A 24,060-nucleotide genomic window follows, 5' to 3' on the forward strand; every position below is an offset into this window, starting at 1 on the left:
AAAAGCGCTATACTATACAGAAATTTTGAACAGCCGAATAGTATTAAACCTCATAAACATATTTATTAAATCAATTAGTATAACAGAACATTTCAATTACCTATTAGATAGGTTTTTATCATTCATCATCTGGAAACCTATTCCCCTTATTAGTTATACATCGTTTGTTGAAATATTAACCAAGTATTTCCTTTTTCCTTATGAATTATCTATTTTTATTAGACATAGGTAGGCAATCTGTATCAACAATGGGTGAACAAAACGTAAACTTAGATTTAAATAATGCTCTTCGAACTTCATTTATAGAACATTTGCTCACCGATATAAAGTCGCTGGAGCAAATGCTTGAGCAGGGTATGATCGAAGATGATATTACTAGAATAGGAGCAGAGCAAGAATTTTGTCTTGTGAATAATAATTGGCGACCTTCTCAAAAATCAGTAGAAATTCTGGAAGCTATCAATGATCCTCATTTTACCACGGAGTTAGCACGTTATAACCTCGAAATTAATCTTGACCCAATCAAACTAGAGGGTAAGTGCTTTAGTAAGTATGAAAAAAGCCTCGATCTATTTTTAGAAAAAGCAGCTACAGCTGCAGCTGAGAAAGAGAATAGAGTGATTTTGGCCGGTATATTACCTACTATTTCAAAGAATGAGTTAGGGATGGATTTCATGACTCCGAGCCCACGGTATTACGCTCTCAATGATACCATAAAGGCGCATCGTGGTAAAGATATTGATTTACGAATCAGAGGAATTGATCAATTATCTATTATACACGACTCTGTTTTATTTGAAGCATGCAATACTAGCTTTCAAATGCACTTGCAAATTGCACCTGACGACTTCATATCCAGTTATAACTGGGCACAAGCTATTTCAGGACCTTTACTAAGCATATGCTGTAATTCACCTTTGCTTCTAGGTCGTGAATTATGGAGTGAAACCCGCATTGCACTTTTTCAGCAAAGTATTGACACCAGAAGCTCATCTTTTGCCCTTAAGGATCAACGAGCACGGGTAACTTTTGGAAACGCATGGGTATCAGGATCTATTGCTGAAATATTTAAAGACGACATTGCTCGATATAAACTACTAATCGCTAGAGAAATTGAGCAAAATTCTTCGGAGGAATTAGCCAAAGGAAACACTCCTAAGCTTCAGGCACTCAATTTACATAATGGCACAATTTATCATTGGAACAGGTGTTGCTACGGAGTAGGAAATGGCAAAGCACATGTCAGAATAGAAAATAGATATATACCAGCGGGCCCAACCGTAAAAGATGAAATAGCAAATTTTGCGTTTTGGATCGGTATGATGATGGGCAGACCGAAAGAATTTGATGATATGGAAAGCGTGATGGAGTTCAGAGATGCTAAATCAAATTTCATTAAGGCTGCACGCACTGGTAAAGAATCTGTTTTGCGCTGGAAGGGAGAGCAGTATTCTGCTAGGGAGCTCATTACGAAAGAGCTCTTGCCCATAGCTCGTGTGGGCTTAGAACGTGCTAAAATTGCGAAAGAGGATATAGATTATTATTTAGGGATCATTGAAGAACGATTGACCAAAGAAACGGCTTCCCGTTGGTGCATCCGCAATTACCGCAAGCTAAAGCAAACACATAAAAAAGATGATGCCCTACTCATGCTAACCAAAGCAATGCATGCCAATCAGAAGATAGGTCATGTATCTCATGACTGGCCAGAGGTGGACCCTAGCTTGGAAGCGCATGAGGCTGCTTATATGGCAGCACATATCATGAGCACTGAACTGTTCACAGTTACCGAAAATGATCTTGCCGATTTGGCCACAAGTGTCATGCTGTGGAAAAACATTCATCATCTTCCAGTAGAAAATAAAAAAGGAGAACTGTGTGGCTTACTTACTTGGTCACATCTTGAAAAATATAGAAAAGATGTAGGCAATACTGAGGCATTGCCCGTTTCAGACATTATGACCAAAGATATCATTACCGTCAGACCTGAAACTACCATAGAAAATGCACTGGTGATCATGAAGAAGAATAGCATTGGTTGTGTTCCGGTTACGCATGACCAGCATATGGTCGGAATTATTACTATTGATGATATACTACCTTATGACAATGGCAAAAGTGTATAGTAAAGCACTGAGACAAACCATAGAGGTCGATCGTTTTATTGGGAAAATCAGATCAACTAGTGAGGGGCCTTCCGTGATTTTTATAGGAGGTATACACGGCAATGAACCCGCTGGAGTTTTAGCCTTGGACCGTCTGATATCTTTTGTACAAAATAATAAGATCTCTTTAAAAGGAAATTTATATGCTCTCGCAGGAAGTCTATGGGCATTGGAGCATGGCGAGAGATACCATAAGCAGGATCTGAACAGATTATGGACGAAGGATAGATTGCTCCAAATACAAAAGGGAGAAATAGCGATTGAAGATAAAGACACCATCGAACAGATTGAATTATATAAGTGTATTAAAAATATTATAACTCAGGATGAGGGCCCATTTTATTTTATTGATCTTCATACCACTTCCTGCGAAACCAGTCCTTTTATCGTAATGAACGATAGCCTGCTGAATAGGCGATTCACCGGTCTATATCCATTGCCTTCAATACTAGGAATCGAAGAATATCTGGAAGGGCCTGTACTTAGCTATATTAATGAATTGGGTTATGTAGCCTTCGGTTTTGAAGCAGGCCAACACGATGACAAGTCCTCAGTTGATAATCATTTTGCTTTTTGTATGTTATCAATGCAGTTTACTGGACTTATCGAAAAAGGGGAGATTGATTTTGAAGAGTACTACAATATACTTTCTAAAAACAGTATAAGCGCGCAAAATTTCTTTGAAATATTATATCGCTATAAAATTGAGCCAAGTGAGGATTTTAAGATGCTACCCGGCTATGTAAATTTCCAGCGGATTAAGAAGGGAGAAAAGCTGGCTCTAAGTAATAGCAAATCAGTCATTGCTGAGACCAGCTCAAGAATTTTCATGCCTCTTTATCAGGCTAAAGGCTCTGAAGGCTTCTTTGCTATAAAAAGAGTCTCGCTTTTTGCTCTGAAACTATCAGCAGTCTTACGAAATATGGGCTTTGAGAGACTATTGCGCTACCTACCGGGAGTTTCCTATGAAAAACAGGCCACATTAAAGGTAAATAGAAGAATTGCTCGTTTTTTCACAAAACAGTTCTTCCATCTGCTGGGCTACAGAAGTATCCGACTTAATGAAGACTATTATTTGATGAGCAATAGAGAGGCTGCTTCACGTACCAAGGAGTATGAAGAGGAAAGCTGGTTCAATTAAATATTTCATGTGAGAATGATGCTAATAGACTTTCATACCTCGTTTATGTTAATTTAAGCTTAAAAACAAAAAAATTATTCTTCCACGTCTAATTTTATTTATCTGTCTACAAGTATAGAAATTAAGGATGAAATACTTTCATTTGGATTGACATTCTAAAACAGTATTTCATTAACATTCAAGGCATTCTTATAATTATTCGGCATGGTAGATTCTTTGCAGATCAACGTTAGAACTTATAGGTTAAAGTAAAGTCTATACGCCCATACGCCAACGTCCTCTCGATATAAAATCATCCATTTTCGTGATTTATGTCATAATATGAGTCAATTCCAATTCGTAGATTTATTTGTATAACAAAATCCGACTAATATGGAACCGATGACTAAAACCCTCCTAGAAACAGCTGATGAGCTATTAGCTAGGGCCAATAATGAGTTATGCAAGCCTGAAGAAGACGTAGTACACTACAGCGTTTGTCAGAATGCATATGACGCTATCGTAAATTATTTGGGAAGTTTCCTTTTAGATAATGATGTTGAGTTTGAAAAAACTTCAAATGTTGAGGATCTGCTGTCAAACTGTAGGTCAATTGACAAAAGATTCAATGAGCTAAACCTTGCACCTCTTTATAATCCTACAAAGAGTGAAGACACTTGGATGAGCCTAAATACTGCCAACAGCTTTACGGCAATGGCTGAAAATACACGCAAAATGGTTCGCGAAGAATAATTCAAAATTAAATAACACTGCTATGAGCAAAAGTATCAAACCCAAATATCCCGGAATATCTGCAGCTATGGATGGAAATACTGCTGCTATCATGTGTGAAAGAGAATCTTCAGATGCTGCAGGGGCATATCCCATTACGCCATCAACCCAGATGGGAGAGTATTGGGCAGAAGAAGCTGCTAAGGGACACCTCAATATTTCTAACAAGCCTCTAATATTCATTGAGCCTGAAGGCGAACATGCAGCCGCAGCCGTTACAGCTGGGCTATCAATGACCGGCCAACGGGCTGCAAATTTCTCGTCTGGGCAAGGTATAGCTTATATGCACGAGTCTTTGTATGCTGCAGTGGGTAAAAGGCTAACCTATGTGTTAAATATCGGTACGCGAGCCATGACAAAATCAACCCTCAATGTGCATGCCGGACACGATGATTATCATGCTGTAGATGACACCGGATTTTTCCAGCTCTTTGCAAAAAATGCACAACATGTAGCAGATTTAAATGTAATTGCCCACCGGGTGGCCGAGTTGGCACTTACACCTGGAATTATAGCCCAAGATGGATTTTTGACCACCCACTTAATAGAAAGCCTTTTGATCCCTGAACGGGAGCTAATAAATGAGTTTTTGGGTAGACCGGATGATCTAATTGATACACCTACACCTGCTCAAAAGATAATCTTTGGAGATCAGCGCAGGCGCATTCCTGAGCTGTGGGATGTAGACAATCCTGTGATGGCTGGAATTGTGCAAAATCAGGATTCTTATATGCAAAGTGTAGCTGCACAACGGCCTTTCTTTTTTGATCATATTAAAGACTTGACGGACCTTGCTTTTAAGGAATATGGACAACTAACTGGTCGCAATTACAAACGGGTTATGTCCTATAGAGCTGAAGATGCTGATTACCTTATATTAGGTCAAGGCAGTGTTATCCCAAGCGCTGAAGCAGTAGTGGATTATCTTAGAACTACTCGAAAGCTCAAAGTAGGGGTAGTGGATTTAGTGATGTTTCGTCCATTCCCAGCTGACCATTTATCAAAAATTCTAAAAGGTAAAAAAGGAGTAGTGGTTTTGGAAAGACTGGATCAACCATTAGCAGAAGACTTGCCCATTGCCCGTGAACTTCGAGCCGTGATGACAAAATGCCTCGAAAATGGACTTTCAAAAACCGATAAGTCTTATCCTGAAATCGAATCCTATCAGCCAAAAGATGTACCTAGAATCTATTCTGGTTCATTTGGAATGGGTAGCCGTGATTTGCAGGCCGAAGGCATCATTGGGGCTATTGAAAATATGCTTCCCGATGGCAAACATAAAAAGTTATTCTATTTGTCTATTGATTTTATTAGGGACAATCCCTTCACACCTAAGCAAAGAGCTCATCAAGAAACCATAGAAGCTGCCTACCCGAAGGTTAAAGAATTGGCAGTGCATGGTTCTGAGAGTCCGAATCTTATGCCCAAAGGAGCTACTACCGTTCGCTTCCACTCTGTTGGTGGATGGGGTGCTATTACCACTGGTAAAAACCTGGCGATGACCCTTTATGATCTGCTGGGATATGACATAAAAGCAAATCCTAAATATGGTTCAGAGAAGAAAGGCCAACCCACCACTTATTACTTAGCAGCAGCTCCTGAACCTATTCGCATGAACTGTGAATTCTACTTTGTTGATGTGGTATTGTCACCTGATCCTAACGTATTTAAACATACCAATGCATTGGCAGGCTTGAAAGAGGGAGGATGTTTCATCATTCAAAGCGATAAAGCGAATCAGGAGGAAGTTTGGGCTACTATACCAAAGCAGTATCAAAAATTAATTGTGAAGAATAATATCCGGGTCTACTACATTGATGGTTTTAAAATCGCCCGAGAGGAAGCTTCAGATCCTGAGCTTCAGTTGCGCATGCAGGGAATTGCCTTCCAAGGTGCCTTCTTTGCAGCCTCTCCATTGATGAAAACGGCTGGACTAAATGAAAAGGAATTATTGCAAGCCATTGAAGATCAACTTCAATCCAAATTTGGTGGTAAAGGCCAAAGGGTTGTGGATGATAATATGCGTGTAGTAAAACGTGGTTTTACAGAGATTAATGAAGTTACGATTAAAGAAGTTCAAACAGCTTCTAATGGCCACGCCAATGGAACAGTAGGGATACCGATTCCACAAATGTTGAAGGAGATGCCAAAAAGTGAATCTAACTTAAGTGACATCCATCGCTTTTGGGAGCAGACAGGTAACTTCTATGCCCAAGGAATAGGAAATGATAATATTACTGATCCCTTTATTGGCTTGAGCGTAATGCCGGCAGTTTCCTCAGTATTTCGTGATATGACTGGTATTCGTTTCGAGCATCCGGAGTGGATAGCCAATAATTGCACCGCATGTGGTAAATGTTATACAGTTTGCCCTGATACCGCTATACCTGGATTAGTTAGTGAACTAAAAGATGTGCTTGATACAGTGGTGAAGCGGGTGAAAAAGAACAATGAAGGTGTAAAGCATTTGCAGAAAGCTGTCCGTACAATGGAAGGTAAAGTAAGGACACAATTTAATTCATCAGGCAATGGTGCAACGGTCAATAATTATATTCAAGAAGCTATTGACCAGATGATTGAAGAGAATAAAGATCAGACTGATATGGTACAAGAGCTGGGCTGGTTTAGAGAAGAGCTAGGCGATTTTCAATTTGCACTTACCAGACCATATTATGATCTACATGAGAAGAAATCACCCAATAGCGGAGGTCTATTTAGCATTACGATTAACCCCAACACTTGCAAGGGCTGCAACGAATGTATTCAGGTCTGCGAAGATGACGCTTTAAGACCTATTATCCAGACCGATGGCACCGTTGCTAAACTGAGAAAAGACTGGGATTTATGGACTGATCTGCCAACAACGCCAGAGAAGTACAATCGCATTGATGATCTGGAAGAGAAAATTGGGCCATTGGAAACCTTGCTTTTAAACAAAGAAGCCTACATGAATTTCGCAAGTGGCGATGGAGCCTGCTTAGGATGTTCTGAAAAATCTGTAGTGCATTTATTTACAGCGACATTAGAGTCTCTGATGCAGCCCCGCATTAAAAAGCACATCGCTTATTTAGATGATCTCATTAAACAGATGGAACAACACATCCAGGCTCGTTTAATAGAAAATGTCAATATAAATGATACTGATGCAATAGAAAGAATTCTTAAAGATACACATGATTCAGATTTAACCATGTCTGGCATTGCCGCCAAGTTGGAAGCTGAACGTGGAAGCAAACCAATTGACCAAGATTGGTTGAAGGAAACAACACATACACTTTCCCAATTAAAGCGACTGAAATGGAAGTATACTGATGGGACCACAGGTAAGGGCAGGTCTTCAATGGGCATGACGAATGCCACTGGATGCACATCCGTTTGGGGCAGTACTTATCCTTACAATCCTTATCCTTTCCCTTGGGCTAATCACCTATTTCAAGATTCAACCTCTATGGCAATGGGTATTTTCGAAGGGCATATGGCTAAAATGGCGGAAGGCTTTACCACTATCCGTAAAGCAGAACTGGAATTAAAAGGAAAATACCGTCCTGAAGAAGATAAAGACTTCTTTACCTATTTCAACTGGCATCAATTTACAGATGAGGAGTGGCTCTTATGCCCACCGGTGGTAGCTTTAGGAGGCGATGGGGCTATGTATGACATAGGTTTTCAAAATCTATCCCGTATGATGGCATCTGGCAAGCCTATCAAAGTAATTGTGGTCGATACTCAAGTGTATTCTAATACAGGTGGACAAGCTTGTACTTCAGGCTTTATCGGACAGATTTCTGATATGGCACAATACGGACAGGTATGGAAAGGAAAAGCTGAGCCAAGAAAAGAGATTGGCTTAATCGCAATGGCACATCGAAATACATATGTCATGCAAGCTACTCTGGCCAATACCAGCCATATGATAGAAGGTTTTATTGACGGTTTAACTACACGAAGACCAGCATTATTTAACTTATACACTACTTGCCAACCAGAACATGGTGTAGCAGATGATTTAGGGGTACATCAAGCAAAATTAGCGGTAGAGTCAAGAGCTTATCCAATATTTAAGTACAATCCTGATCTGGGGGTAAAAGTACAGCAGGCTTTAGATCTTACAGGAAACCCTGCAATGGATCAAGATTGGCCAACCTATGAGTTGAAATACGAGGAAAATGGCATCCAAAAAACAATGGAGGTTCCTATGACCTTTGCCGATTTTGCCATAACTGAGGGACGTTTTAGAAAACATTTCAGGAATGTACCACGCAACTCTTGGAACGACAATATGATCTTGCTGACAGACTTCTTAGCGCTAAATGAAAGCGAAAGAGAGGATAAGTTCCCATTTATTTGGGCGGTTAACAGAACAGGCGAGTTGAGTAGAGTATTGGTGGCTAAACCAATAGTAGAATCATGTGAAGAACGCAGGGATTTCTGGATTCTGCTCCGCGACCTTTCTAGCACCAAGCAGGAAAGCGGTTCAGATGGCGATCTAGAAAGCAGAATTAGAGCAGAGGTGGTCGGTAAGATTACTCAAAAGCTCATGCAGCTTGCTGGAGGAGATGGTGTTACAATGCCTGCTGCAGATCAGCTATTGAAGAAAACGGCTGCACAGCCTACCAAGACTGAAAAGAAAGAGAATGTGGCAGTTGCTGATAGTCCGCAGCCGAAAGCTGAGCCTAGTGCAACAAGTGAAGCCACATCAGCTCCTTGGCTAGAAAGTGATGAGTGCACTTCTTGTGATGAGTGCATCAACATCAATTCTAAGATATTTGCTTATAACGATGACAAGCAGGCTTATATCAAAGATCCTAAGGGAGGACCATACCAAGATTTGGTGACTGCAGCTGAAAAATGCACCGCACAAGTGATTCATCCTGGATTACCAGCCGATCCAAATGCTAAGGATATGGAAAAATGGATAAAAAGAGGAGAGAAATTTAATTAATCCCTTATGAAAACAGCTAAACAGACTTTCAAGCACGGAATACATCCTCCTGAAAATAAGGAGGAAACGAATGGGTTACCTATTCGACAGTTTTCCTTTGCGCCTTTGATTATTCTGCCTTTGGCTCAGCATATAGGAGCTCCATCTAAATTGGTGATCAGAGAAGGACAGGAGGTCGTTAGAGGACAGATCTTGGCAGAATCAGATGGATATCTATCTGTTCCGTTACATGCCCCCGTGAGCGGATTGGTGAAGAAAATTGCTTATGTTCCGACTATCTCTGGCAAGATGACCACAGGAATATATCTTGAACCATTTCCTTCTTCCACTCAGGAGACATTAGAGGGCGAGGCAATTGACATTGACTCAGCATCACCAGAAGAAATACTAATAGGTATCCAGCAGGCTGGAATTGTAGGCCTGGGAGGGGCGGCATTTCCGACCCATGCTAAATTGAAAATTCCTGATGGCAAACATTGCGATACTTTGATTATTAATGGCATTGAATGTGAACCTTATCTGACCACTGATCATCGGGTAATGCTTGAGCAATCAGATGATATATTCTTAGGAATCAAATACTTAATGAAAGCTACCGGTGCAAAACGCACCATTATTGGTATTGAAGCAAACAAACAGGATGCAGCGGATTTGCTACGGGAACGACTACCGAAAAATGAAGCCATTTCAGTAGAGGTAGTGCCTGTAAAGTATCCTCAAGGCGCAGAGAAAATGCTAATTACAGCGCTCTTAGGAAAAGAAGTGCCTTCAAGAGGATTGCCAATTGATGTGAATGCGGTGGTCGTAAATGTAGCCACTACTGCTGAAATTGGACGACTATTGCCTCATGGTAGAGGAATTCAAGAACGAGTGATCACCATTACAGGACCAGGGGTCAAGAAAAAAGGAAACTATTTGATTCCCATTGGAACACCACTTCGATATGTATTGGAGCAGGTCGGAGTGGACGAATCTGTTAGTGAGGTCTATATGGGCGGACCCATGATGGGAGTTGCTGTGGCTAATCTAGATATTTCAATTGTAAAGGGAACTTCCGGCATAGTAGTCTTTAACAAAGAGCAAATTGAGCAAGCACCTCAAGTTTACCCGTGTATCAAATGTGGCGCCTGTGTAGATGCATGCCCACTTTCATTAAATCCTTCGAAGTTAGGTATTCTTGCAAAATTTGAATCCTACGAAAAAATGGCTGAGGAATATCATTTGATGGATTGCTTTGAATGTGGTTCCTGCTCTTATGTATGTCCATCCCACATTCCATTAGTGCAATACTTCCGACTATCAAAATCTATTGTACGAAAACGAAAAGTAGCCTGATGAAAAAGCAAACACTCCATATCAGTACATCGCCTCACCTAGCACAAGGTACTAGTGTAGAGGTGATTATGCGAAATGTTGTTATTGCATTGATGCCTGCTGCTTTGTTTTCGATCTACGCTTTCGGATGGAATGCTGCTTTAGTTCTGATTACGGCAGTTGTTTCGTGTCTGCTTACTGAGCACATTTTATGCCGTCTGGCTAATAAAAGGAGTACTGTTTCTGACTGGTCTGCCATTATCACCGGACTGCTTTTGGGCTTAACATTACCACCTATTTTCCCGCTTTGGATGACCTTTTTGGGTGGTGTCTTTGCCATAGGTATGGGTAAGTTCCTTTTTGGAGGTTTAGGATACAATGTATTTAACCCTGCATTAGTAGGAAGGGCAGTGTTGCAAGGGGCGTTTCCGGTTGCGATTACGACTTGGTACGCTAGCTTTTCTGCTGAACGTTTTACCACACTTCATTCTGCAGTCTTAGCAGTCCCTTTTATGGAACCTGTTATTGATGGAACTTCAGGAGCTACACCACTTTCAGCATTCAAGTTTGATGGAATCACTTCTGAAGCAAGCGATTTAGCATTAGGTTTAGTGAGCGGATCAACAGGAGAAACATCTTCTGTTTTTATCCTTCTGGGAGGATTGTATTTGGTATGGCGCAATTTCATGAACTGGAGGATACCTGTAGCCATACTCGCTACTGTATTCGTATTCAGTGGCATCCTTTATTGGATTGATCCCATAGAATATCCCTCTCCATTATTTATGCTTTTTTCTGGTGGCTTAATGTTGGGAGCGGTATTTATGGCTACCGATATGGTTGCTTCCCCTATAACGAGCTGGGGAGTAATAATTTATGGAATTATCATTGGAGCTTTAGTTGTGATTATACGGCTATGGGGAGGTTTACCGGAAGGCGTGATGTACGCTATTTTATTGGGTAATGCCATCTCACCTCATATAGATAGATTAGTTCGATATAGAGTTTACGGTACTTCATTAAAAACCTCATGAACAAGCAAGAGACCATAGCGCCCAACAGTTTCAAAATGATCAGAGCTATGGCTGGAATCGGTATTTTATGCGGTCTGCTGATCGTATTTACCTATGAAGGCACAAAACCTCGTATCGAAACTTTGAGAGCAGAAGCCTTAAAAGAAGCTATTTTCAAAGTTATTCCGGGAAGTACTCAAATGCAACCCTATGTTTATCAAGACAATACATTCAAACCAGCGAATAAGTCTGATGAAGATGTCATTTACGCTGGCTATGACGATAGCGGTGTTTTCAAAGGACTAGCCATCGTTGCAGCGGGACAGGGATATGCAGACATTATACGAATCATATATGGGTATAGCATTGATCAACAGGAGGTTATAGGGTTTTATGTATTAGAAAGTAAGGAGACGCCTGGCCTGGGTGATAAGATCGAAAAAGATCCTGATTTCCTCGACAACTTCACTGATCTCGATGTCTCCTTAAACGAGGATAAAGATGCCCTTAAGAATAAAGTGACCACCGTGAAAAGTGGCTCTAAAGTAAATGAATATGAAATTGATGGAATTACAGGGGCTACCATTTCCTCTCGAGCTATAGAAGATATCATAGCAAGCAGTGCAGAAAAGTGGATGCCAATTATTCATAAGAATAGGAGCATTTTTAAAAATATCGATAATGAGTAATAATCAAAACCATAACGAAAGCTTAAAAACTGTCCCCACTTCCACTGATGAGTTCATTAAAGGCCTGTGGAGGGAAAATCCGGTTTTTGTACAAGTATTGGGAATGTGCCCGGTTTTAGCAGTTTCCAATACAGCAGAAAATGCGCTCGCCATGGGAGTAGCCACGGCATTTGTATTGCTGATGTCCAATATTCTGGTATCCTTGCTCCGGAATTTCATCCCTAAGGAAGTACGAATCGCTTCCTACATTCTTATCATCGCCACATTTGTCACCATTACAGATTATGTCATTCAAGCGATTAGCGTGGATTTGCATAAAAGCTTGGGAGCATTTATCTCACTAATTGTGGTGAACTGTCTGATATTAAGCAGGGCAGAAGCCTTTGCTTCAAAAAACACCGTAGGAAAGTCCATCATGGATGCACTGGGAATGGGTATTGGATTTATTATAGCACTGTTTAGCCTTGGAGCGGTACGGGAGATACTGGGAAACGGGGCGTTTTTTGGATTTAGCTTGTTTCCTGATGGTTTTCAGGAGTGGGTAATTATGATCCTTCCGGCTGGAGGTTTTTTTACCCTGGCCGCTTGGTTATTGATTTTCAATTTAATTAAACAAAAAAGAGCTCAATCATGAATCAGGAATCATATAGTCAGATATTCATCAGTGCCTGCTTAGTGAACAACTTCGTGTTAGCTTACTTCCTGGGCATCTGCCCATTCCTTGGTGTTTCAGGAAAAATTGAAACCTCCAGTAAAATGGGGGCGGCTGTCACATTTGTGATGTTAATCAGTTCGATCTGTGCCTATGGAATTCATGAATTATTGGTGGCGATCAATGCTCCATTTCTACAATTGATCAGCTATATCGTGGTGATTGCTTCCACAGTTCAGTTGGTGGAAATGTTTGTTAAGAAAATGAGCCCTGCACTTTTCAAGGCATTGGGTATTTTCTTACCCTTGATCACCACCAATTGTGCAATTCTGGCGGTTGCCTTGTTCCAAACGAACAAAGGATATGATTTTTTTCAAAGTATAGTCTACGCCTTGGGTGCCGGGGCAGGTTTTACATTGGCTTTACTTTTAATCTCAGGACTTAGAGAGCAGCTTGAATTAGCTGAAGTACCCACTGCAATTAAAGGGACAGTTTTGACTTTGATAGTAGCCGGCATTTTGTCCTTGGCTTTTATGGGATTTTCAGGTTTAGGAAGTAATTGATTAAGAATTATGTTAAAATATTTAATAGGAATAATCGGTATTACAGGCTTAATGATCCTTTGGGTCATTATTCAGAACCTATGGCGAAGGACCTTTTCTGATCAGCAAAAGGATGAAGATGTGTTAGCTGGCAGATCAACTTGTGGAAGTTGTGGTTGCGGTACCATTTGTAAGAATAAAAAAGTAGAATTAAAGAATTAAAACGATAAAGCCATGGCACATTTATCAGATTACGACACTAGAAAGCAATATTTCGCAATTGTTAAAAAGACGCGAAGGCTAAGTCCGGAAGATAGCGAAGAAGTACGAGAATTAGTGCTTGAAGTGAAAGATCCAGAGTTTGGTTGTGAAATCGATCAAAGCTTTGGTGTTTTGGTGAAATCTTATGACGACTTTGGGAATACAGATCATCTGCGCCTCTATAGCGTTGCAGACCTTCCAAAAAGGACTAAAAACCATACTACGATAACTATGTTGGTGAAGCGCTGCTCTTATGTAGATGCTTTCAGTGGTGAGCTTTATGATGGAATTGTCTCCAACTATTTATGCGATAGGAAAGCGGGAGATAAAATCACGATCACCGGACCTTATGAACTGCCTTTTAAAATACCGGAAGACAGAAGTGCCAATCTAATTCTAATAGGAATGGGAACGGGCATTGCCCCATTTAGAGCCTTCATAAAGCATATTTATAATAATATTGAAGATTGGACTGGCAGAATTCTTCTCTTTTACGGGGCAAAAACAGGCCTAGAGCTATTGTATCAAAATGAAAAAGATGATGATCTCACAAATTACTATAGCGAAGATACATTCAAGGCCATTCACGCCTATAGTCCTCGGCCACTTTGGAACGATACGGTTGTCCTTGACCAATCAATAGAAGAGCGTGCCGAAGAGATAGTTGATATGTTATCAGTTCTGAATACCTATATCTATGTTGCTGGGCATGCAAAAGTTAAAGAAGGCCTTGATAAAGCATTTTCGGAAATTATGGGGTCAGAGGAAAAATGGCAAGCCCGAAAAGCAGAGCTTGTTGCAGGGAAAAAGTGGGTTGAATTAATTTATTAAATCATATTACATGACTATCATCATTGCTATACTTGCATTAGGGGGATTGACATTAGTCTTGTCAATCATGTTGGTAATTGCCAACAAGAAACTCTATGTCTACGAAGACCCACGCATTGATGTAGTAGAAGATATGTTGCCGCATGCGAACTGTGGTGCTTGTGGATTTCCTGGCTGTCGACCTTTTGCTGAAGCCTTAGTTTCTGGTGAGGTCTTACCCGGAAAATGTACGGTTAGCTCAGACGAGGGAAGAGCCGAGATTGGAGCTTATCTTGGAGTATCAGTTGGAGCTGAAGAAAAACAAGTAGCTCGTCTTGCCTGTGCAGGCGGGACAAATGTGGCCAGAAACAAAGCGGAATATGAAGGCTTGCAAAATTGCCAAGCTGCCGCCTTAGTATCAGGAGGTGGAAAAGGATGTTTCTGGGGCTGTTTGGGCTTTGGCGACTGCATGAATGTTTGTGATTTTGATGCTATTCATATGGATGAACATGGCCTGCCCGTGGTGGATGTAGACAAATGCACGGCATGCGGAGATTGTGTGGAAGTCTGTCCAAAAGACTTATTTTCAATAGAGCCGGTGAGCCACCAGCTATGGGTGGCTTGTAAAAACCTCGAAAAAGGGGATGAAGTGCTGGAGGAATGCCAGGTAGCTTGTACTGCATGTGGACGCTGTGCCATGGATGCTCCCGGAGACCTGATTACGATGGAATATAACCTTCCTGTGGTTAATTATTCTATTGCAGAACAAACCCCATTACCTATACAAAGATGCCCAACGGGGGCTATTGTCTGGCTAGATAAGAAAGCAGGGGCTATCAAAGGCAAAGACAGTAAGAAGATCGTGAGAAAAGGGGAGCGAAATATGGGCTATTCATAATTGCTTAAAGCTTTTCAGTTGCCAGTAGGAATCCTAAAAGGTAGAATCCGTGACAAAAAGTAGTTTAAACAGGAAGAGTTGATTTTAATCCTTGTTTCATATGATTTACATCAGGGAAAAGTAGCGTAAAATTATCTTAATTGATTAATGATAAAGTAGAAATCATGAGCAATAATTCTGAAACCATAAAGTCTGAGCCAGTCAAAATTAAAAGGGAGCAAATTAGAGAGGCTGTCGTTGAAATAGTCAGTGATTCAGGGGAAGGAGCACAAAAATGTGGTCAAAGCCTGGGGACGATCTCGGCAAAAATGGGGAATGGCGTATGGACGGTAGAAATTATCCCTGCAGAAATACGCCCACCAGCTAGGTCAAAAGCAGGTGCTTCTGGGATAAGGGTAAGAATGGGCAGCAAGAAAGTCACCAATATGGGAGATCATGCCGATATGGTAGTGGCTTTAAATGAGCAAGTTTTGTATGGTAGAATAGATCAAAATGCATATAAACCTGGCACTTATCTACTCATTGAAAATAAATGGGCCACCGATACAGAAGAATCAAATGCAGCCTATACGGAGTCAATTCAAAAGTTCAAGGCGCTTGGCTATATCATCCATGAAATCCCAATGGAAAAAGAATGTCTAAAACACGTAAGCGATCCTCGAAAGGGCAAGAATATGTGGGTGCTTGGCTTGTTATGCAATATTTATGACAGAGATCTTAATATTGCAGCTGCGCAGGTCAAAGCTATATTCAGTAAAAAGAGTGATGACATTATTCAAAGCAATATAGACTTATTGCATGCCGGATATGCATATGCAAACGATAACCTCCCTATGCATTTTACCATAGCAAGTAAAGTAAGTAAAGAAGATTTTGTCGTGATGAATGGAAATGAGGCGGTTAGTTTAGGAGTAATGGCTGCAGGAATTGAAGTATGTTCGATGTATCCGATTACACCTGCCACTTCAGCAAGCCATGCTATGGCCGAGAAAATGGAATCAGCAGGAGGCCTCATTCATCAAGCTGAAGATGAAATAGCAGCAATAGGATTCGCAATTGGAGCTTCATACGCAGGTCAAACAGCTGTCACTATCACATCAGGTCCAGGGATAGCGCTAAAGACCGAATTTATAGGACTCGCAGTTATGGCCGAGGTTCCACTGGTGATTGTGGATGTGCAGCGGGGAGGCCCCTCAACGGGATTGCCTACCAAGGTAGAACAGGGCGATCTTTTGGCAGTATTATACGGGGCAGCAGGTGATGCACCTAAAATTGTATTGGCTCCATCCACCATTGAAGAGTGCTTTCATTATATCATTTTAGCCAGAAAATTAGCAGAGTCATTCAGGACTCCTGTCTTTGTGTTGACCGATGCCAATCTAGCAACTGGTGTGCAACCCTTTCCCAGACCTAAGATTAAATCAGCTTGGTTTCCAGATCCAATTGATCAAAGTAAATGGGAAGAAGGAGTGAAGGCCTACGATTGGGATCCAAAAACCGGATTGAGCAAACGTCCGATCCCGGGTCAAAAAGGAGGCATGTACACCCTTACAGGGCTTGCACACGATGAAGAGAGTCATGTGGCTTATGACCCTTCTATCAACCAACGTGCCGCTGAAAGCAGAAGCCGAAAGTTGGCCGCCTTGCATAAAACGCTCAAGGAACCAAAGATACTGGGTGATAAATCAGGTGACTTATTGCTAGTGGGATGGGGTTCAACCAGAGGTGCAATTGAGGAAGCAGTGGAAAGGGCACGCGAGAGGGGGGCAAAAGTTAGTAGCCTCCATCTTCACTTTTTAAGTCCCATGGAACCAGGTCTGAAATCTATATTCAAAAATTTCAAAAAGGTAATGACGGTGGAAATTAACTATAGCGATACCATTGGCAATTCCTTGATAACAGAAGAGAACAGGCGTTATGCGCAATTAGCCTGGTACCTGCGGGCACAAACGCTAACAGACATAGACTGCTTTAGCAATGTCTATGGTCAGCCCTTGAGCCCGATCCAAATATTGGAAATGCTTGAGAAGAAACTTGATTTAACTTTAACAGAATAAGACATGATTAGCTTACAGCCGGATTTTTGCGATATAGAAATACCAGAAAAAGAGCATTATAGCATCGAGGACTATTCAAGCAGCAAGGCGCGATGGTGTTCTGGTTGCGGTGCGCACACTATTTTACATTCCGTGCAAAAGCTTTGTACTGATGAACAATTACCACCCGAAAAAACGGTTTTTGTATCTGGAATAGGCTGTAGTAGCCGGTTTCCACATTATATGAAGACTTACGGCTTTCACGGACTTCATGGCAGAGCTTTTCCTGTAGCGAGCGGAATAAAGTTTCGGAGACCTGACTTGCATGTGTTCGTGATCACAGGAGACGGGGATTGTTGTTCTATTGGTGCAGGGCATTGGGTACATGCGATCAGGTATAATATGAAAATGGTGGTATTGCTTTTTGATAATTCTATTTATGGACTGACTAAAAAGCAGACTTCTCCTACCAGTCCGCTGGGAACCCATACAAATACTCACCCGACAGGCTCGGTTCTTCCGCCTATAAACCCTATACAATCTACCTTAGGCTTAGCAAATGTCTCTTTTGTGGCGCAAACCGTTGATTGGAAACCCGCTCATTTGAACGCTACCCTTAAGAAGGCCTACGACCATCCTGGTTTAGCTTTTGTTCGAATAGTGCAAAGATGTCCGATTTGGATGCGAGAGAACTATGAGCCTACTGTTAAAGATCCTGATGCTATAACCGTTTTGAACCATGAGAATGGAATTGTATTGGAAGAGAATGCCTTGAAGAAATTTAGACATATTCAAGAGCATGACCCATCAAATCTTGTGAAAGCAAGAGAAGTAGCCGAATTGGTTAAGACCACTACACCTATAGGGCTTTTTTACCAGAATAAAGAAGCTATTAGATATGATGAATATGGTGCCCATAATCTGGGAGTTCCGGTTGAAGACCGAATAAACGCTATTAACTCACTTATGGATAAATATGCTATTTAACAGAATGTATTATGGAAACTCCTAATAAGCTATCGCCAAATACCTCTTCCTTTTATTGGAAGAAAAGTGATCCTGCTCCTGAATTGGAAATGCAATCTTTCTGGAAAAAGTTAAGGCATTTTTATAGAACAGGAAAGCATTCTGACTCGCATCAAGAGTCCTTTTCTTCGGCCTTGTTGCGTTTTTTGGATGATAAGCAATCAGCATATCCTTTTACACTGGAGGGAAATTCCAAAAAAGCAGTGATTGAGCTGGAGGAAAAAACGCCTTTCTACTTTCTTGACTTTATGCTTTCAGAACTCCATCAAGAACATCGAAAAGCATTTAAAGGGCAATTAGCTTCACTTATTACAGGTTTAAATAAATTATTGCAAATTGAAGATAAAGACGCTGAAGTTGAGACACTTAAAGGAGATTATGATTTTGCGAATGAGTTGATTGCTTTTGATCAAATGGCGGACATGATCCCAAAATCTAAGGGAGAAGAGTTGTCCCAAGCGCGGTCATCTCGTCTGATCTCAGTAATTGGCACATTGAAAGAAGGACTGGAACTATTTGGTAAGCATGAAGGAATAGTGCTGCTTGAAAAGGAAGTTAAAAAGAGCCTGGAGAAAGCTCCGCTTTTTCAGAATACACTGCTAATTGAGACCAAAGATGACGTTTTTGAGCATTGTCAAAAGCTATTTCAGAAAGAAGTGAAATCTTTTACTTCCTTGATGAAAGCCTATCGAATAGCAAAACTGGAAATTGAGGGGGAATACCAAGAGGATATCCATAAAGACTATTTTGAAGACTTCAATTGGTATCGATTATTGGCTGAAGAGTTAAAGCTTTTTTATCCGATAGTAGTAGTTGTTAATCAACCCTATGTGTTTGATCATCTAAGCTCTCTTTCAAGTCTAATGGCATCAAACAAACCCATAAAGGTGGTAGTATTAAACCACGAACATATTTCTACTCCCAACCAAGAGCTAATGTGGGAAGATGCCTCTCATCAATTCAGACAAGAAGTTGCTGCATTGGCGATGGCGCATCGCAACGTGTATACCTTCCAAAGTAGTATGGCTGATCCTTCGAACGTACACCAAGGATTAACGAATTGTTTCAAGTCCACAGCTCCAGGATTATGTCACCTATCTGTACCAATGCAGGATGTATCAGCTGAAATGAGTCAATACCTCGTGGCAAAAGCAGCAAATGCGAGCCGTTACTTTCCTGCTATCCAATATGACCCTGCAAAAGGCAGTAAATGGGGAGCAAGGTTTGATTTGACAGATAATATTAAAGCAGAAGAGAGCTGGCCGAACTTTGTTTTAAATGCAAATACTTCTGAAACCGAAAAAATCGAAATTACTGCAGCCTTTACCTATGCCGACTATAAAGCTTGCTTTTCGCAAAAAGTTAAGGAACTGATGATAGTACCTGATGCTTACAACACTGATTATTTAATTCCGCTTAGCGACTATTTGGAATTAGATGAGGCAAAGCTTTATGGTAAAATTCCTTTTATTTGGCTCATCGATGAGGAAAACCAATTGCACAGAGCTGCAGTGCCTAATGTTTGGGTGGTTTCTTGTCAGGAGCGATTAGATTTTTGGCTTTTTCTACAAGAGCTAGGAGGTTTTAATAAAGCCAAGGACAAAGAGGCTATACAGCAAAAAGAGAGAGAAATGACCCTTTTATTAGAAGAACAAAAAGCAAAAATGGATCAAGCTAATCAGCAAATCAGTGAAACTGCTCAAGAAGAAGCCACTTCGAAAGCTGTTGAGCGACTTGTTAAGGCCTTGCTCAATGATGAAGAATTGTAAAATTATAGAGTCTTAACTCTCGATTTCAATTGCAGAGGTAATAAATACACTTCTTGCTAAATACATGACTTATATCACCTTTTCTGGCTATTAATAATCAGTGTTTAGCGATAAATAATTCGCGAAATTTATGTAGTAAATAAAAGAAGAAAACCCTTTAAATCTACATATCATGAAAAAGCTATTAATATTAGGAGCAGGCACAGCGGGCACGATGATGCTCAATAAGCTTGATAAGAGAATAGATAAAGAGGAATGGGACATCACCATTATTGATAAAGACAACACCCACTATTATCAGCCCGGATTTTTGTTCATTCCTTTCGGTATATATCAACCTTCCGATGTAGTCAAGACTAGAAAGGAGTTTTTTCCTAAGGGGACTAACTTTATTATGGATGAGGTCGAAGAAATAAATGCAGCAGATAAGGAAGTAATCCTTAAAAGCGGCAAAGAATTGTCCTATGATCTCTTAGTAATAGCAACCGGTACTAAACCTGTTCCGAGTGAAACAGAAGGGCTGGATGGACCACTTTGGTATAAGGATATTTTTGACTTCTATACCTTTGAAGGTGCTACTTTACTAGCCAAAAAACTACGCGATTGGAAAGGTGGAAAATTGGTCATTAACTTGGCTGAAACCATTATAAAATGCCCAGTAGCACCTTTAGAATTTGCCTTTTTGGCAGATGCTTACTTCACTGAAAAAGGGATAAGAGATAAAGTAGATATTCAATATGTTACCCCTCTTTCTGGAGCTTTCACTAAACCGATAGCAACAAAAATGCTAAGTCAACTTATGGAAGAAAAGAACATCCATGTGGTTCCTGATTTTTATATAGAGCATGTTGACAATGAGAATAAGAAAATCGTGTCTTATGATGGCTTGGAAGTAGATTTTGATTTGCTGGTGAGCATCCCTACTAATATGGGCTCTGAAATGGTCGAAAATAGCAATATGAGCGATGAGGATGATTTGAATTTTATCCCAACCAATAAGCATACACTACAACATAAAGAGCATGAAAATATCTTTGTGATTGGAGATGCTACCAACTTACCAACTTCTAAAGCAGGTTCCGTAGCACACTTTGAGGGGGAGATTTTGATAGAGAATATCTTGGATTTTATGAACAATAAGCCTCTATCTGCAAATTTTGATGGTCATGCCAACTGCTTTATAGAAACTGGCTTTGGGAAAGCAGCATTAATTGACTTTAACTATACTACCGAGCCTTTACCCGGCCAATTTCCGATACCCATATTAGGGCCAATGGGATTATTGAAGGAAACACGAATTAATCATATGGGTAAATTAGCCTTCAAGTGGGTGTATTGGCATATGTTGTTAACTGGTAAGTCTTTACCAGTAAGTACAAATATGAGTATGAGCGGAAAAAAAGCGCCTAAAAAAGAAGAAAATAAAGAGAAAGAAGAGCCTCAGCAAGAGGAAGTTTTATTATAACAAAAACATCAAAACCATGGACACATTAACAATTAACAACGCAGAAATTAAGGTAAATGAAGAAGGCTATTTCACTGATCCATCTCAATGGAGTGAAGATATAGCCATAGAAATGGCTAAGAAAGAAAACATAGACCTCACCGATAAACATTTTGAAGTCTTGAATTTCTTGAGAAGCAAGCATGCGGAAGAAGTACCGCTTTCAATTCGAAAGGTAGGGAAGTCTGGAGTGGTGAATATCAAAGAGTTTTACGCTCTCTTTCCTGGTGGTCCCTTAAAAATCTCCAGTAAAATAGCGGGGATTCCTAAACCAGTAAGCTGTGTATAACCTTTTAAATTAAGAAATAATGGAAGCTTTAGAAACAAAAACTCTCGAAAATAATACGAGTGTAAAAGATAAAAAAAGAGTCAAAAAAATGATGGTGATTTGTGCCAGAGGTACATTGGAAGACGTTTATGCAGCATTAATTATGGCAAATGGTGCATTAGCAGAGGGCATGGAGGCCAATATGTTCTTTACATTTTTCGGCTTAGATGCTATTACCAAAAAGAAAGCAGATCATTTGCATACCGCAACAGTAGGAAACCCAGCTTTTATGAGAGGTATGCCTACCATGATCGGGGGTCTACCAGGATTTGAAGCCTTAGCTTCTAGCATGATGAAAAAGGAAATGGATAAACTAGATATTCCGCCAGTTAGCGAATTTCTGGAAATGATTGAAGCAGGAGGTGGCGGTATTTATGCTTGCAAACTCGCTGCTGATATGTTCCACATCACCAAAGATGATTTGGTTCCTGAGGTGAAAGATATCATCACAGTTGGGCAAATGTATGAACTAGCCGAAGGCGAAGGGACTCATATGGTATTCATTTGATCCTTAAAGTTCTTCTATCAAAAAGCAGCTCTTTTGATTGGCTTTAGTTGCCAGTCAAAAAGTTGCTTTTTTTTTGTTATAAGAGCTTTCAGTTTCTTTTTGACATCTCTTTACACAAATAATTTACATCCAATACTTTATCATTAACCAAAAAGTAGCTATAGGTAGATATCATTAATTCTTCTATATTTGATTAAGAAGATCACATATATCAATGGAGAAAAAAGTATATGATGTTTTAATTATTGGTGCTGGTATTTCAGGCATCGGCATGGGCTATTGGCTAAATGAAAAATGTCCTAATAAGAATTACAAGATTTTAGAAGCAAGAAACAAAATAGGAGGGACTTGGTCGCTATTTCAATATCCCGGTGTCCGTTCAGATTCCGATATGTTTACCTTCGGTTATCGGTTTAAACCATGGAATGATCCTGAATCTATTTCAAGCGGTGATAAAATTTTAAAATACCTTCAAAGCACCACTGCTGAGCATAACATAGATAAGAATATTCTTTTTAACCATAAAATGATTCATGCCAACTGGTCTGATCAAAATAAAGCTTGGGAACTTGAAGTAGAAACATCAGAGGGCACTAGCAGTTATCACTGTAAATTTTTGAGTATTTGTACGGGCTATTATGACTATAAAGAATCTTATCGACCTAAATTTAAGCAGGAAGAAGATTTTAAAGGAAAAATAGTAGTCCCTCAATTTTGGCCTGAAGATTTAGACTATACCGGTAAAAAAGTGGCCATTGTGGGTAGTGGCGCCACCGCAGTTACCTTAGTTCCCGCTATGGTTGCCGGCGGGGCAGAACATGTCACCATGATTCAAAGATCTCCCACCTACATCATGAATCTGCCCAACCGAAATCAAATGTTTATCAGTCTGAAAAAATACATCTCATTAAAATGGGCATATAAAGTTACCAGATGGAAAAATATTGGGCTACAGATGTTTTCATACGGACTTTCCAGAGTATTTCCAAAATGGATGAAGAGCATGTTGATGAAGGCAGCAGCTAAGCAATTACCTGAAGATTATCCAGTGGAGAAACATTTCAACCCTAGCTATAACCCCTGGGATCAGAGACTCTGCGTAGTTCCTGATGGAGATCTTTTTAGCGTAATTAAGGAAGGAAGAGCAAGTGTTGCTACGGATCATATTTCTCACTTTACAGAAGAGGGGATCAGCCTAAATTCCGGAGAAATGATTGAAGCAGATCTTGTGGTGTTAGCTACCGGTTTAAAGGTGCAGCTTCTAGGGGGATCGGCCCTTAGTGTAAATGACCAAGTAGCAAAAGTCAATCAATCCATGATCTATAAAGGCATGATGGTCAGCAATATACCCAACCTCATTTATGCTTTTGGTTATACCAATGCCTCCTGGACTTTAAAAGTAGATTTGACTGCCAATTATCTCTGTAAACTTTTGAAATTCATGGATAAAAAAGGCTATGAAGTAGTGGTTCCTAATGAAAAAAATGTGGCTTCTGATGAGAGCTTTCTAAACTTGAATTCAGGTTATATAGAAAGAGCCAAAGATGTTTTGCCAAAGCAGGGAAAAAGAAGGCCGTGGCGAGTGTATCAAAGCTATTTGATGGATATGTTAGCCACACGTTTTGGTAGAATAAATGATCATGCGCTGCAATTTGATAGCTCAAAAGAAGAAAAATAAAGTTTAAATCGCT

The 24,060-nt window shown here is 40.2% G+C and carries 19 protein-coding genes; all 19 read left to right on the forward strand.

The window, feature by feature from the left end; genetic code table 11:
• Window positions 1-200: 200 nt before the first annotated feature.
• The 19 genes from B9Y84_RS02805 to B9Y84_RS02895 all read left to right on the forward strand — a co-directional run bounded on the left by B9Y84_RS02805 (window position 201) and on the right by B9Y84_RS02895 (window position 24,047).
• Window positions 201-2,126 (forward strand): CBS domain-containing protein, encoded by a 1,926-nt coding sequence (locus B9Y84_RS02805; protein WP_245830809.1) that lies wholly within the window; start codon window positions 201-203, stop codon window positions 2,124-2,126.
• Window positions 2,104-3,306, forward strand: coding sequence for a M14 family metallopeptidase (locus tag B9Y84_RS02810; RefSeq protein ID WP_176223686.1), 1,203 nt, complete (start codon window positions 2,104-2,106; stop codon window positions 3,304-3,306). The genes B9Y84_RS02805 and B9Y84_RS02810 overlap by 23 nt, the downstream gene beginning before the upstream one ends.
• A gap of 381 nt (window positions 3,307-3,687) precedes the next feature.
• Window positions 3,688-4,038 carry a HEPN domain-containing protein gene (locus tag B9Y84_RS02815; protein ID WP_176223687.1) on the forward strand — a complete coding sequence of 117 codons (351 nt, stop codon included), beginning with the start codon at window positions 3,688-3,690 and terminating at the stop codon, window positions 4,036-4,038.
• A gap of 22 nt (window positions 4,039-4,060) precedes the next feature.
• Window positions 4,061-9,019: a 2-oxoacid:acceptor oxidoreductase family protein gene (locus B9Y84_RS02820; protein WP_221406402.1), complete on the forward strand. Its 4,959-nt coding sequence runs from the start codon at window positions 4,061-4,063 to the stop codon at window positions 9,017-9,019.
• A 6-nt stretch (window positions 9,020-9,025) separates the two neighbouring features.
• Entirely contained in the window at window positions 9,026-10,354 is a 1,329-nt protein-coding gene (gene rsxC, locus B9Y84_RS02825; RefSeq protein ID WP_085515576.1) for an electron transport complex subunit RsxC, read from the forward strand.
• Window positions 10,354-11,367 carry an RnfABCDGE type electron transport complex subunit D gene (locus tag B9Y84_RS02830; protein ID WP_085515577.1) on the forward strand — a complete coding sequence of 338 codons (1,014 nt, stop codon included), beginning with the start codon at window positions 10,354-10,356 and terminating at the stop codon, window positions 11,365-11,367. The genes rsxC and B9Y84_RS02830 overlap by 1 nt, the downstream gene beginning before the upstream one ends.
• Window positions 11,364-12,035 (forward strand): RnfABCDGE type electron transport complex subunit G, encoded by a 672-nt coding sequence (locus B9Y84_RS02835; protein WP_085515578.1) that lies wholly within the window; start codon window positions 11,364-11,366, stop codon window positions 12,033-12,035. The genes B9Y84_RS02830 and B9Y84_RS02835 overlap by 4 nt, the downstream gene beginning before the upstream one ends.
• A complete protein-coding gene (gene rsxE / locus B9Y84_RS02840; RefSeq protein WP_085515579.1) occupies window positions 12,028-12,669 on the forward strand; it encodes an electron transport complex subunit RsxE in 642 nt (213 codons plus the stop codon). Before B9Y84_RS02835 ends, rsxE begins: the two co-directional genes overlap by 8 nt.
• Window positions 12,666-13,250, forward strand: a complete 585-nt coding sequence (locus B9Y84_RS02845; RefSeq protein ID WP_085515580.1) for an electron transport complex protein RnfA — start codon at window positions 12,666-12,668, stop codon at window positions 13,248-13,250. Before rsxE ends, B9Y84_RS02845 begins: the two co-directional genes overlap by 4 nt.
• A gap of 9 nt (window positions 13,251-13,259) precedes the next feature.
• Window positions 13,260-13,451 carry a hypothetical protein gene (locus tag B9Y84_RS02850; protein WP_085515581.1) on the forward strand — a complete coding sequence of 64 codons (192 nt, stop codon included), beginning with the start codon at window positions 13,260-13,262 and terminating at the stop codon, window positions 13,449-13,451.
• A gap of 12 nt (window positions 13,452-13,463) precedes the next feature.
• Window positions 13,464-14,321 carry a ferredoxin reductase domain-containing protein gene (locus B9Y84_RS02855; RefSeq protein WP_085515582.1) on the forward strand — a complete coding sequence of 286 codons (858 nt, stop codon included), beginning with the start codon at window positions 13,464-13,466 and terminating at the stop codon, window positions 14,319-14,321.
• A 10-nt stretch (window positions 14,322-14,331) separates the two neighbouring features.
• Entirely contained in the window at window positions 14,332-15,198 is an 867-nt protein-coding gene (locus tag B9Y84_RS02860; protein ID WP_085515583.1) for an RnfABCDGE type electron transport complex subunit B, read from the forward strand.
• 140 nt (window positions 15,199-15,338) lie between these two features.
• On the forward strand, window positions 15,339-17,255 hold the full coding sequence (locus B9Y84_RS02865; protein ID WP_221406403.1) for a 2-oxoacid:acceptor oxidoreductase subunit alpha: 1,917 nt from the start codon (window positions 15,339-15,341) through the stop codon (window positions 17,253-17,255).
• 3 nt (window positions 17,256-17,258) lie between these two features.
• A complete protein-coding gene (locus B9Y84_RS02870) occupies window positions 17,259-18,221 on the forward strand; it encodes a thiamine pyrophosphate-dependent enzyme (RefSeq protein WP_085515584.1) in 963 nt (320 codons plus the stop codon).
• Window positions 18,222-18,232: 11 nt separating this feature from the next.
• Window positions 18,233-20,029 carry a thiamine pyrophosphate-dependent enzyme gene (locus tag B9Y84_RS02875; protein WP_085515585.1) on the forward strand — a complete coding sequence of 599 codons (1,797 nt, stop codon included), beginning with the start codon at window positions 18,233-18,235 and terminating at the stop codon, window positions 20,027-20,029.
• A gap of 172 nt (window positions 20,030-20,201) precedes the next feature.
• Window positions 20,202-21,494: a type III sulfide quinone reductase, selenoprotein subtype gene (sqr, locus tag B9Y84_RS02880; protein ID WP_085515586.1), complete on the forward strand. Its 1,293-nt coding sequence runs from the start codon at window positions 20,202-20,204 to the stop codon at window positions 21,492-21,494.
• A 16-nt stretch (window positions 21,495-21,510) separates the two neighbouring features.
• The gene (locus B9Y84_RS02885) at window positions 21,511-21,822 is read left to right on the forward strand and encodes a TusE/DsrC/DsvC family sulfur relay protein (RefSeq protein WP_085515587.1); all 312 of its coding nucleotides are present in this window, start codon (window positions 21,511-21,513) and stop codon (window positions 21,820-21,822) included.
• Window positions 21,823-21,841: 19 nt separating this feature from the next.
• Window positions 21,842-22,369 carry a DsrE/DsrF/DrsH-like family protein gene (locus B9Y84_RS02890; protein ID WP_085515588.1) on the forward strand — a complete coding sequence of 176 codons (528 nt, stop codon included), beginning with the start codon at window positions 21,842-21,844 and terminating at the stop codon, window positions 22,367-22,369.
• 214 nt (window positions 22,370-22,583) lie between these two features.
• Window positions 22,584-24,047 carry a flavin-containing monooxygenase gene (locus tag B9Y84_RS02895; protein WP_085515589.1) on the forward strand — a complete coding sequence of 488 codons (1,464 nt, stop codon included), beginning with the start codon at window positions 22,584-22,586 and terminating at the stop codon, window positions 24,045-24,047.
• Window positions 24,048-24,060 lie beyond the last annotated feature (13 nt).

This window comes from Marivirga sericea, assembly GCF_900177665.1.
Lineage (GTDB): Bacteria > Bacteroidota > Bacteroidia > Cytophagales > Cyclobacteriaceae > Marivirga > Marivirga sericea.